12 protein-coding genes are annotated in these 11,746 nt (G+C 50.1%); 11 read left to right on the forward strand and 1 reads right to left on the reverse strand.

Features of this window, described 5'->3' with window-relative positions; genetic code table 11:
• The first annotated feature begins 8 nt into the window (after positions 1-8).
• The 8 genes from H70357_RS03275 (at position 9) to corA (ending at position 8,533) form a co-directional block, all read left to right on the forward strand.
• A complete protein-coding gene (locus H70357_RS03275) occupies positions 9-998 on the forward strand; it encodes an inorganic phosphate transporter (RefSeq protein ID WP_038585711.1) in 990 nt (329 codons plus the stop codon).
• A 362-nt stretch (positions 999-1,360) separates the two neighbouring features.
• Complete coding sequence (locus H70357_RS03280; protein ID WP_038585714.1) at positions 1,361-2,089, forward strand: amino acid ABC transporter ATP-binding protein; 729 nt, start codon at positions 1,361-1,363, stop codon at positions 2,087-2,089.
• Positions 2,090-2,121: 32 nt separating this feature from the next.
• Complete coding sequence (locus tag H70357_RS03285; protein ID WP_442950455.1) at positions 2,122-2,979, forward strand: glutamate ABC transporter substrate-binding protein; 858 nt, start codon at positions 2,122-2,124, stop codon at positions 2,977-2,979.
• 165 nt (positions 2,980-3,144) lie between these two features.
• A complete protein-coding gene (locus H70357_RS03290) occupies positions 3,145-3,795 on the forward strand; it encodes an amino acid ABC transporter permease (RefSeq protein ID WP_038585717.1) in 651 nt (216 codons plus the stop codon).
• A 647-nt stretch (positions 3,796-4,442) separates the two neighbouring features.
• Positions 4,443-5,093 (forward strand): amino acid ABC transporter permease, encoded by a 651-nt coding sequence (locus tag H70357_RS03295; RefSeq protein ID WP_038585720.1) that lies wholly within the window; start codon positions 4,443-4,445, stop codon positions 5,091-5,093.
• Positions 5,094-5,180: 87 nt separating this feature from the next.
• Entirely contained in the window at positions 5,181-6,476 is a 1,296-nt protein-coding gene (locus tag H70357_RS03300; RefSeq protein WP_038585723.1) for an ATP-binding protein, read from the forward strand.
• A 3-nt stretch (positions 6,477-6,479) separates the two neighbouring features.
• Entirely contained in the window at positions 6,480-7,382 is a 903-nt protein-coding gene (locus tag H70357_RS03305; RefSeq protein WP_038585726.1) for a response regulator, read from the forward strand.
• A gap of 191 nt (positions 7,383-7,573) precedes the next feature.
• Positions 7,574-8,533 (forward strand): magnesium/cobalt transporter CorA, encoded by a 960-nt coding sequence (corA, locus tag H70357_RS03310; protein ID WP_038585729.1) that lies wholly within the window; start codon positions 7,574-7,576, stop codon positions 8,531-8,533.
• A 21-nt stretch (positions 8,534-8,554) separates the two neighbouring features.
• Here the strand turns inward: corA and H70357_RS03315 are convergent, their stop codons facing one another.
• Positions 8,555-9,100 carry a hypothetical protein gene (locus H70357_RS03315; RefSeq protein ID WP_038585732.1) on the reverse strand — a complete coding sequence of 182 codons (546 nt, stop codon included), beginning with the start codon at positions 9,098-9,100 and terminating at the stop codon, positions 8,555-8,557.
• Positions 9,101-9,527: 427 nt separating this feature from the next.
• On the opposite strand from H70357_RS03315, the gene H70357_RS03320 reads away from it, so the two are divergent.
• The 3 genes from H70357_RS03320 to H70357_RS03330 all read left to right on the forward strand — a co-directional run bounded on the left by H70357_RS03320 (position 9,528) and on the right by H70357_RS03330 (position 11,725).
• Positions 9,528-9,818, forward strand: coding sequence for a YerC/YecD family TrpR-related protein (locus H70357_RS03320; protein WP_019913624.1), 291 nt, complete (start codon positions 9,528-9,530; stop codon positions 9,816-9,818).
• A complete protein-coding gene (locus tag H70357_RS03325) occupies positions 9,819-10,592 on the forward strand; it encodes a sirohydrochlorin chelatase (protein WP_038585733.1) in 774 nt (257 codons plus the stop codon).
• A gap of 239 nt (positions 10,593-10,831) precedes the next feature.
• Positions 10,832-11,725, forward strand: a complete 894-nt coding sequence (locus tag H70357_RS03330; protein WP_038585736.1) for a diacylglycerol kinase — start codon at positions 10,832-10,834, stop codon at positions 11,723-11,725.
• The last annotated feature ends 21 nt before the right edge of the window (positions 11,726-11,746 follow it).

The following is an 11,746-nucleotide window of genomic DNA, read 5'->3' on the forward strand; positions in this document are numbered from 1 at the left end:
TCTGAAATATGGAAACATCATTATTTATGCTAGGTTTTGTTATATTTCTCGCGCTTGCGTTCGATTTCATCAACGGCTTCCATGATACAGCCAACGCAATCGCCACCTCCGTCTCCACACGGGCGCTAAAGCCGCGTACCGCTATCATTATGGCGGCGTCGATGAACTTTGTAGGGGCTCTGATGTTTACAGGAGTCGCCAAGAAGATCGGCGGCAGCATTACCGACCCTACCTTGCTAGATAACGGGATTGATATTGTTATAGCTACCCTGATAGCCGCGATTATCTGGAATCTGGTTACCTGGTGGCTGGGGATTCCTTCTTCTTCTTCACATGCACTTATCGGGGCATTGGCCGGTGCTGTATATGTAGGGGCCGGTACGGACCACATCAAATGGAGCGGTTTTGTTGAGATTGTGGAAGGATTGATTTTCTCCCCGCTCATTGCCTTTGTCATTGGTTATATTGTTATGACGATACTGAAATGGATCTTCGCCAAACGCAGTCCGCACACGGTGAATAAAGGCTTCCGCTCGATGCAGATCATTACAGCGGCGCTGCAATCCTTCACGCACGGCACGAATGATGCCCAGAAGGCGATGGGGATTATCACCTTTGCGCTCGTGACCTCGGGACGTTTGGAGACTATGGAGGTTCCGCTGTGGGTTAAGATTGCTGCAGCCACGTCGATGGCACTCGGAACTTCGATTGGCGGCTGGAAGATCATTAAGACGATGGGAACCAAGATTTTCAAAATCGAGCCGATCAACGGCTTTGCAGCGGATATATCCGCGGCTTCTGTTATTTTCTCGGCCACGCTGATGCATTTGCCGGTAAGTTCAACGCATGCCATTACATCCTCTATTCTTGGTGTAGGCTCTGCCAAACGCTTCTCCGCTGTGAAATGGGGAGTTGCCGGACGGATTATCGTTACCTGGTTTATTACAATTCCGATCAGTGCAGTGCTGGCGGGAGTTATCTTCACAATTTTCTTCTAGAGCACGGGTATGAAGATGTCACGGAAGCCACGGATGGCTGCGGACATCTTTTTTTGTTGTCTTTTTAGATGAATGGAATAGGGTCAGAGCGGAGACACCGAAAGGTGTCTTTTTATATTTCAAGAGAGGAATGTCACAAAAAGTAACGCAATCCCGATAAAATGCATTAATCAGAGGTAAAAGAAAAGGAAATATATCACGTTTAAAAAAGAAAATGACATGAAAAATTTGTGATTCGCGTAGTATTATGTAGGATTTCGTAGTCTTTAAAGTAAGGTGTGTTTTAAGTGTTACCATAGCTGACAGAGAACGGTTCGAAGATTGTGCAAGAACTTAAAAAGCGTGGCAAAGGAGGCCTGTCGTTGATCGACTTTCATCAAGTAGACAAACATTACGGACATTTTCATGTACTGAAAGCAATCGACCTGCATGTTCAGGAAGGGGAAGTGGTTGTCGTGGTCGGTCCTTCCGGCTCAGGTAAAAGCACAATGCTGCGCTGCATTAACCGGCTGGAGACGATTACGAGCGGCGGATTGACCGTAGACGGGATAACTGTAAATGAACGCAAGACGGATATCAATAAGCTGCGCAAAGAAATTGGAATGGTGTTTCAGCATTTCAACCTGTATCCGCATAAAAAGGTGATCGACAATATTACACTGGCACCGATCAAGGTGCTGGGGCTTTCCAAGGCGGAAGCGGAGAAGACAGCGATGTATTACCTGGAAAAGGTAGGGATTGCCGATAAAGCTCTGGCTTATCCGTCCCAGTTGTCAGGCGGCCAGCAGCAACGCGTGGCGATTGCCCGGGGACTGGCGATGAAGCCGAAAATAATGCTTTTTGACGAACCGACATCCGCGCTGGATCCGGAAATGGTTGGTGAGGTGCTGGACGTGATGCGGACGCTGGCCCGTGAAGGCATGACGATGGTTGTGGTCACCCATGAGATGGGGTTTGCCCGCGAGGTTGCGGACCGGGTTATTTTCATGGATCAGGGACAAATCGTAGAAGAAGCGGAGCCGGAGCAGTTCTTCGCCAGCCCGCAGGAAGAGCGGACACGCACATTTCTCAGCCGTGTATTAAGTCATTAACCAAATAGACAGCAATAAGGGGAGGAAGAGAAATGAAAATGTCCAAAAGCTTCAAACGGTTAAGTGTGCTGATGATCGCTGCTGCCCTGTTCGTAATTGCCGGATGTGGTAACAACAACGGGGACAGCAACAATGCTGCAGGCGGCAACAATGCTTCAGGGGGATCTACGGATTCCAAAGCTATTGCCAAGATTAAGGAACGCGGCAAGCTGCTGGTAGGTGTGAAATACGATACGAGACTGTTCGGACTGAAAGATCCGGGATCGGGCAACGTGGAGGGCTTCGACATCGACATTTCCAAAGCCATTGCCAAACATATCCTCGGTGACGAGAACGCAATTGAACTGAAGGAAGTAACCTCCAAGACACGGATTCCAATGCTGAACAATGGTGAGATCGATATGGTTGTCGCTACCATGACCATCACCGAAGAGCGCAAGAAGGAGGTTGACTTCTCCGACGTTTATTTCCAAGCCGGACAATCGCTGCTAGTAAAGAAGGGTAGTACGATCACCGGTCTTGAGGATGTAACGAAGGATACCAAGATACTCGGCTCCAAGGGTGCAACCTCGATCAAAAACATTAAAGAAAAGGTTCCGGGTGTAACTGTACTGGAATTTGATAACTACCAGGATGCGTTCAGCGCCCTGAAGGCGGGTCAAGGGGACGCGTTAACAACAGATGATGCCATCCTGTATGGTATGGCTTCGCAGGATCCGAACTTCGAGGTTGTAGGCGAACCGTTCACCGACGAACCTTACGGCATTGCTGTACAGAAGGGCAACACCGATGTAGTTAAAGCCATTAATGATACCTTGACCGAACTGAAATCAAGCGGTGACTATGATGCCATCTATACGAAATGGATCGGTAAAGCTCCGGCAAAATAAGGCTGGTCAGGCATCTTTGACATCATGCTCTGCATTCACCATTGGTCCTTGCATGAACGGTAGCCGTCCTTTAAAGGGCGGCTCTGCCGTTTCTGCCTGTAAGATCAAACGGATGACGAATGGGGCAAGTGAGCAAGCATCTTTAGGCAAGGGTAGGTGAGATCCATGGATTTTACGATATTAACCGATTATTTCGGCCAGTATATGGAGGGCTTTAAGGGCACTTTACTCTCCAGCGTACTCGCTCTCCTCGGCAGCTTTCTGGTGGGTACAGTAATCGCAGTCTTCCGCATTACATCTGTGAAGGGGCTGCGCTGGTTCGGAACGGGCTACGTCGAGTTTATCCGTAATATTCCGCTATTGCTCGTGGTGTATATTTTCTATTATGGTCCTTCTGCACTGGGATTCACACTTGATGGCTTCAAGGCAGGAACCATCGGCCTGGCCGTGTATACCTCAGCCTTTATCGCCGAGGCGATCCGCGCCGGAATCATGGCTGTTCCCAAAGGACAAATGGAGGCCGCACGTTCGTCCGGACTCAGCTACATACAGACTATGCTGCATGTCATTCTCCCGCAGGCGATTAAGCTGGTCATCCCGCCGCTTGGCAACCAGTTTATTAACCTGATTAAAAACTCCTCGGTGCTGACCATCGTCGCCGGTCTTGATTTGATGTATTTTGCAGATAGCATTTCAACTGAAACATACCGCACATTCGATACCTACATCTTCGTAGCGCTGTTCTATCTCGTATTGACTCTTCCGCTCAGCTACGGCGTGCGGGTATGGGAGCGCCGTCTGCAGCGCAATTACTAGAATAGGATGTTTTATGGGGTGAATTATTAGTTGTTTACAGTCCGCGAAGCGGCTGTAAGGTTTGCGGTTTAGGGTTAAGGTTTTACAGTCCGTGAAGCGGCTGTAAGGTTTGCGGTTTAAGGTTCGTAAGGATGAGAGAAGGCCGGGATAACAGGTCTTCGATCAATGGCTCGCGATCTTAGCTTTGCTTGGCGAAGCTTTGAATTCCAGTTGATAAGAAGGAATGAATGGAGAGAGGGTTTGGCGCTGTGGGGGCGGAAGCGATAGCGCCTGCCTGGAAGCCTAGGCTATACCGGATAAATAATGATGAAGATAAGCAGGCATAGAGAAGGTGAAAGTAACGGAGGGGGATTTTGGAACTGGAGGAGCTTTAGCGTCCGCCTTTATGTTTGGATTTCTACCGCGGCCAGCGGTTCAAATCAGGAAATCCAAACATAACAGCGGCCGGAGGTCCAAACATTCACCGCAGTTACCCGTCACCGGCTCGAACCAAGCCCGCATCTTTAGAATCCATGCATCCAGCATAGCCCCAGCCTCCAGCCAGCTACCGCATCACGTTCCCCACTCCAAACCCTACGGACAAACATCCGTCCGTATATCAACATTTCAACACTTCCCATGCAAAGCACCTAAGGAGGGTTACTATTTTGGATTTTACCGGCGCATACTCCATTGATAATTTAAAGTTTCTGCTGGATGGGCTGTATATTACGCTCATCGTGGCTTTTGTATCGATCATCCTGAGCTTTGTCATTGGCTGTATTATGGGAGTGATCCGTTATTCGGAAGTGCCGGTATTGTCGCCGGTAATGTTCGTACTGGTGGAGCTGATCCGTAATCTGCCGCTGCTGCTGATTATTTTCTTCATCCGTTTTGCGCTGCCGGAGGTGGGGATCAAGCTGGGATTGATCACGGCGGCTATTGCCGCATTAACGATATTTGAAGCTGCAATGATTGCTGAGATTGTGCGCGGCGGATTAACCTCGATTGACAAGGGGCAAATTGAAGCGGCGCGATCCTCCGGACTCAGCAATTTCCAGACCTTATGGCATATAGTGCTGCCTCAAGGATTGCGGCGTATGGTTCCGCCTCTGGTAAGCCAATTCATCTCACTGCTAAAAGATACCTCGCTCGCAGTTGTGATCTCTTTGCCGGAGCTGATGCATAACGCCGGGATTGTCATCGGGCACGGCTACAGCTACGCAATTCCTACGTTGCTGCTCGTAGCACTGATTTACTTTGCAGTCAATTTCCTGCTGTCGATCCTCTCGCGAAGATTGGAGAATAAAGTGGTCTGACGGACAGGGATCGTGTACTTTAGCGTAGGAAAGCAGAGGCGGTTATGGTAGTATAATTGTCAACATCTTTGGCAGGAGCAGTGGGCGATGGGACATTTCATACTGAAATCCAAATATGCGCAGATTATCATAGTAGCCGCCGGGACGGCATTGGCCGGTGAATTCAAAATAAATCCGTTTGATGGCGACATCTTCCGGATTGCAATGGGCAGCAGTGCGTTTCTGCTGTTTTTGCTTTTAATGAGGCGGCTGCCTTACATTAGTACAGGTATTGCCACAGGCATTGTCGTGCTGCTGTTTCGTACCGGATTGGATGCTGCGGGAGGCGCTGAGCTGAGCTTTGTGCAGAGTTTAACCAGCCATTTCTCAGCAATGGTCTATTATATTGTCTTCGCAATATTGATGCATTTGCTTAAGAGCCGGCTGGATACCTTCCATCCGCTTGTGCTTGGCGGTGTTGCGTCGCTTATTGATCTGGTGTCGAATGAAATGGAGCTGCTGACCCGGCTGATTGTGCTGGACTCGGCCTCTTTCCGGCTGAATGAATGGACTTATCTGATGGTTATTGCTGTCATCCGCACGTATTTTACGACCGGTGTGTACAGCAGTATTTCCGTCAGCCAGCTGCGAATCGCGCAAAGAGAACAGAAGCAGCGGATTGAGCAAATGCTCGGATTCGGCTCGGGCCTCTACGGTGAAGTATTTTATCTGAAGAAGTCGATTGGAACACTGGAGAGTGTTACCTTGAGCAGCTATGACCTATATCGGAATCTTAAGGCCGGTGAGGAGCATCAGTTATACAGCCGCCAGGTACTGGATATTACCCAGCAGATTCATGAGGTGAAGAAGGATACCCAGCGGATTTTGGCCGGTCTGGTGAAGCTGGTGGAGCGCGAGGTTACCGGGGACATGCGTCTATCCGGCATCCTGAGTTTTACCGTGAAGAGCAATGCCAAGTACGCCGAAATGCTGGGTAAGAGTATCAGCTTCAGTACCCATATTCCCCAAGACTCCGATTATACCACCGCAAGCTACATTCCACTGCTTACCCTGCTGAACAATCTTACCGCCAATGCGGTTGAGGTTATAAAAGGAATAGGGATCGTATCCCTAGATATCTATGAGAAAGCCGGGTCTACGATCCTCACCGTAACTGACAGCGGCGGCGGAATTAAGGAACGTGATCGTGAGCTGCTGTTCGAGCCCGGGTTCACAACGAAATTTGATGAAGAAGGTATTGCTGCTACGGGAATCGGACTTTCGCATGTGCGGGATATTGTTGATGCATTTGAGGGCGAGATTACGGTTCATAAGGCCTCCCATACCGGAGGGGCGATGTTTCAGATTATTTTACCGACGGCAAAGCTGCGGAAGGAGGAATAAAGGATGCCGCTTTCTTTCTGTATAGTGGATGATGATGCGGCCGCCAGAAGAATGCTGCAGCATATCATTGAGGATAGCGGGCTTGGCGAAGTGGCGGGTACCGCGGAATGCGGGCAGGACGGGGTACGGCTGATCTTAAGTGAATGTCCGGACATCGTACTGATGGATCTGCTCATGCCGGATCAGGATGGGATCGAGACAATTATCTCGCTGCAAGCCCAGGGCTGCCGCTCCAAATTCGTAATGATCTCGCAAATTGAAAACAGTGACATGGTAGGCCGCGCTTACCGCAGCGGAATCGAGTTCTTCATCCGCAAACCGATCAATAAGATCGAAGTGGAGGCCGTGCTGTATAAGGTGAACGAGCGTTATGCGATTAACCGCTACCTGGATGAGATCAAATCTAGCCTCAGCAAGCTGGAGGGACTGCAGTTCGGACTGCCGCCGGTGCAGATCAGTAAACGTTCCGTACGGGAGATCATTCAGCCGATTCTGATGAATATGGGCATGGTGTCCGAAAGCGGAAGCCGCGATATTATCACGATGATGGAGCTGGCCGCAACGCACAGTAACCGCGGAAGTCTCCCACCGCTTAAGGAACTCTACGAAATGGCTGCAGCCAGCTATAAAACCGTTCCCGCCGAAGCAGCGAAAGAGGTGAAAGCGATTGAACAGCGACTGCGCCGCGCGTTGTCTGCCGGACTGACGAATCTGGCCTCCATTGGACTGACGGATTACGGGAATCCCAAGTTCGAATATTACGCGCCGCTTTATTTTGATTTTGAGGAGGTGCGGCTGAAGATGAGGGAGATCGAGCAGGGCCGGGATTCCGGCAAGGTTAAGGTGAATATCAAGAAATTTCTGCAAGTGCTGCATCTGGAACTGCTGGACGGCCTGGGCCGCTAAGGTGCAACTATAGATGTAGGGATCATGGGACCTCCGGAACTGCTGAACAGCAGGCTGGTGGTTATTTTTTTGCGCAGAGATGTAAGCAGGGTAGGCTTCACATCAACATTTGGGCTGGGGATGCCTCATGCGGTACAATGGTAACATGAAGCTGCTGAAAGGCGTAAGTAGGAACAAACGGAGGATTCATTATGATACGTACATTAGTGATAACACATCAGGGTGAAGTGCTGACAGGGCTGGCACTGCAAAATATAGTGATTGCTGATTATGCCTGGATTTGGGCGGATTTTGCTATGCCTACGGCGGAGGAGTCCCTGCTGCTGGACACCTATTTTCATTTTCATCCCTTGGCAATTGAGGATTGTATGCATATCTTGCAGCGGCCGAAGCTGGATTATTACGAGGATGTGCAGTTTTTTGTGCTGCATGCGCTCAATGAGCGCACGCTGGAGGCGGAAGAGGTCGACCTGTTTCTGAGCAAAAACTTTCTCGTGTCCTATCACCATCAGGAGAAGTCGGAGATGGATGAGGCCTGGGCTTCGGTGCAATCGGAGATTCACAGCCGCAAAGGCTGGTCGGGCGGTCCAATTGCGGCAGCCTACACCGTAATGGACAAGCTGGTCGATAAGTATTTTCCTAGCCTGTACAGCCTTGAAGATGAACTGGCCGATCTGGAAAGCAGCGGCGGCAGCGAGTCAGTGGAAGAGCTTATGAGCCAGGTCTTCAATGTGCGCGGACGGCTGCTTAAGCTGCGCCGGACGATTGTGCCGATGCGCGACCTGATGTACCGGATCCTCAATTCGCAGCATGTGCAGAGCAATGGAGAGGAACGGATTTATTTTGGCGATATCTATGATCATCTGTTGAAGCTGACCGATATGATCGAGGTGGACCGGGAAATGACCGCTGATCTGCGCGACAGCTATATTTCGCTTAACTCCAACCGGATGAATTCCATCATGAAGACCCTCACGGTAATTACTACTGTATTCATGCCGCTGACCCTGATTGCCGGGATATACGGGATGAACTTCCAGGTGATGCCGGAGCTCCACTGGACGTACGGTTATCCCTTGGTGCTGCTGCTAATGCTGTTGCTCGGAGTGGGGATGTTCAGATGGTTCCGGCGGAGCGGATGGTTTAAGTAAAGGAAGCGTAAACGCCACCGCTTAAGTGCGGCGGCGTTTACTGGAGGCAGGAGCCGTTTTTTTACGGTTCTTGGGCGGGGAATTGCGGCGCTTCGGAGCGGAGCGTCTTTTTTTACGCCGTTTGGGGCTGTACAGAGCGGCATCCTCTTCCGCTGCGAGCGCACCTGCCCCGCTTTTTTTGCCTTTTCCGAAGCTTCCCATTACGAGCTTAACCATAGGGGCCATTTGCTGAAAACCCTGCATCACCTTCTGCACCTTGCCCATGGAGTTTACGATGCCGTCAATTCCGCCCAGCCGGTCGACGATACCTTTGATCTGCTCCATATTCGCGAGATTGCCGAGTCCGCCGAGACTGCCCAGCAATCCGCCTGCTTTGGCGGTGGCGGCTTCAGCGGCAGGCAGGGCCAGCGCTGTTTCGGCAGCTTCCGCTCCAAGGGCAGGAAGCAATCCGGTTTCCACGGGAACAGGCGGCGCATATGAAGTGATACCGGGATAGGGGGAAGACGTGTACGGCCCGGCCAGCGAACGCCCATCCCGGCGGGAATGATTATAGTAATGATGAGGCATAACATCACATTCCTTCGTTAGTGGTTTGCTATACTGTATGTCATGGGCGAACATAAGGTATAGACGAATGCCCGGGTTACCGGGATAGTAGCGGAAAAGGGCGAATGCCTACAAGGAAGGACGGGAAGTGAAGAAACCGTGTCTATGCTTGATTTTCGGTGCTTATGTAGTACTATAATTAAGGCGGTAATCCTATAAGGATTTTGAAGGAAGACTGTCGAATACATAAATTGTGTGCGCCTGGGGTGGACGTTTGTCCATGATTTTCGTTCTTTACAGCGTGAAACCGTTAATGCTTGAAAAAACTGCTCCAGTACAATATAGTAGAGGCAAGATAGTCATATTAAATTATGTATTTAATGTCAGTTTTGTACGATGCTTATTCAATGAGGCTAATGCTGACCAAACTTTTAGGGGATGATCTACGATGCAGCTTAAGAAGCTAAACGATAAAAGTATTGACCAATTATTTGAGGCTATTTTGACATTGAAAAATATGGAAGAATGTTATGTTTTCTTTGATGATCTTTGCACAGTAAACGAAATCCAATCGCTCTCACAGCGTCTGGAAGTTGCGCGGATGCTGGGCAAAGGCTCTACTTATAATCAGATTGAAGCAGAGACTGGAGCAAGCACGGCGACCATTTCCCGTGTGAAACGCTGCCTAAATTACGGAAATGACGGGTATAAGCTTACACTGGAACGTCTGGGACGATAATTGATGAAGCCGGGCGTACTTATTATTAGTCACGGCTCACGGGACAAGACATGGGTTTCGATTGTTGAAGAAGCCGTCGGCCATTTATCACTGGAGAAGGAGCTGCCTGTGGCGGTTTCTTTTTTGGAGCTGGTAGAGGGCTGTCTGATACAGGATGGTATAAATGAATTGGAACATGCAGGGGTCACAGATATTATTGTGATCCCCTTGTTTGTGTCTTCGGGAAGTACGCATATTGATGAAATAGAGTATGCGCTCGGCGCCAAAGCTGCCCCTGAACGTGAAACGGATCTTGAACGCTTTACGGTTAATGCGCGTATCCATTTCGGCTACCCCGTCGATGATGATCCGGATATTGCGGTCATGATCTGGGACAAGGTCCGTGAGCTGTCCGCTAATCCGCAGCGGGAGACGATTCTGCTCGTGGGACATGGCAGCAAGCATGACGGCTTCCGCCAGCGCTGGGAGCAGGGCGTTTCCTCACTGGCGGAACGTGTGCGCACTGTGAGCGGAGTGGCGGCGGCCGATTACGGCCTGCTGAACCCGGACAGTATCAGAAGCCGGACGGTATATTGGCAGGAGCAGGGCTATGATGTACTGGTGGCTCCGCTCTTTTTAAGTGAAGGCTATTTCACCAAGGTAGTCATTCCGGAGAGACTTCAGGGATTAAAGTATGCTTATTCGGGACGGACACTGCTGCCTCATCCGCTGCTGCCGCACTGGATCGAAGAGCAGGTAAATACGATGCTGGTGAAGCTGCGGGCGCAGGCATAAATATCATCGGACTGATGTAGCCGCTAAAGCCGCTAACTTTAAAAAGATCGCGTATCCATTGTGTTTTTTTCGGTGGCTGCCGCATACATATATTTATACTTTTCTGCTGCTGCTGCTGATTTGATGTCATTGCAATAAGTAAAATATATTCTTCCTCAGGCTCTGGCATTGCTTGTGGGGTGCAGAATTGGGTATAATCAGTAAGGTTATCTATTATAAAAACAGGTGGCGTTCCGGTAATGAAAACTGCGAGACTGATTTATAATCCCACTTCTGGACGGGAAGAAATGAAAAAGCGGCTCGCCGACATTTTGGACCGGCTGGATATTGGCGGCATCGAAACCTCATGTCACGCAACAACCGGTGAGGGCGATGCTACGGCAGCCACAATTGATGCGGTCGAACGCGGAACTTATGATCTAATCATAGCGGCCGGCGGCGACGGCACATTAAATGAGGTAATCAACGGCATGGCGGAGAGACCGAATCTTCCCCCGCTTGGCGTATTGCCGCTGGGTACAACCAATGATTTTGCCCGGGCTATGGGTATTCCGAAGAACTGGGAGGATTCCTGTGATCTGATTCTTCGCCAGGAGTCACGCCTGATTGACCTCGGCAAAGCCAATGACCGTTACTTCATTAATATAGCCGGCGGCGGCAGCCTGACCGAGCTGACATACGAGGTTCCAAGCAGACTTAAGACGATGATGGGCCAGCTTGCTTATTACCTGAAGGGTATTGAGAAAATGGCCAGTCTCTCTCCGCAGGAGCTATACATCCGTGCCAATGGCCAGGAGCTGATTCATGACGAGTTCATGCTGTTCCTGATCGCCAACACCAATTCGGTAGGCGGCTTTGAGAAGCTTGCCCCGGATGCAAGCATTGACGATGGACTGTTCGACGTCATTGCTGTTAAGAAATGCAACCTTGCAGAGTTCATCCGTCTCGTGACTTTGGCGATCCGCGGTGAGCATTTGCAGGATAAGAAGGTCGTTTATTTCCGTACCGATGCCATGGAAGTCACTTCCCCGGGGTATGTCCAGCTTAATCTGGATGGTGAACTCGGCGGTACGCTGCCAGGTAAATTCCAGATCCTGCCGCAGCATTTGCGGATTTTTGCGCAGAAGCCTTGAGGCAGTTAAATGAAGGGAAGT

Origin of the sequence: Paenibacillus sp. FSL H7-0357 (genome assembly GCF_000758525.1) — a bacterium.
In the GTDB taxonomy this organism is placed as follows: Bacteria; Bacillota; Bacilli; order Paenibacillales; family Paenibacillaceae; genus Paenibacillus_AQ.

Coding starts and splice junctions, on each gene's coding strand:
- H70357_RS03300 (WP_038585723.1), top strand. CDS start 5,181: ATGGGACATTTCATACTGAAATCCAAATATGCGCAGATTATCATAGTA.
- corA (WP_038585729.1), top strand. CDS start 7,574: ATGATACGTACATTAGTGATAACACATCAGGGTGAAGTGCTGACAGGG.
- H70357_RS03290 (WP_038585717.1), top strand. CDS start 3,145: ATGGATTTTACGATATTAACCGATTATTTCGGCCAGTATATGGAGGGC.
- H70357_RS03315 (WP_038585732.1), bottom strand. CDS start 9,100: ATGCCTCATCATTACTATAATCATTCCCGCCGGGATGGGCGTTCGCTG.
- H70357_RS03320 (WP_019913624.1), top strand. CDS start 9,528: ATGCAGCTTAAGAAGCTAAACGATAAAAGTATTGACCAATTATTTGAG.
- H70357_RS03330 (WP_038585736.1), top strand. CDS start 10,832: ATGAAAACTGCGAGACTGATTTATAATCCCACTTCTGGACGGGAAGAA.
- H70357_RS03305 (WP_038585726.1), top strand. CDS start 6,480: ATGCCGCTTTCTTTCTGTATAGTGGATGATGATGCGGCCGCCAGAAGA.
- H70357_RS03285 (WP_442950455.1), top strand. CDS start 2,122: ATGAAAATGTCCAAAAGCTTCAAACGGTTAAGTGTGCTGATGATCGCT.
- H70357_RS03275 (WP_038585711.1), top strand. CDS start 9: ATGGAAACATCATTATTTATGCTAGGTTTTGTTATATTTCTCGCGCTT.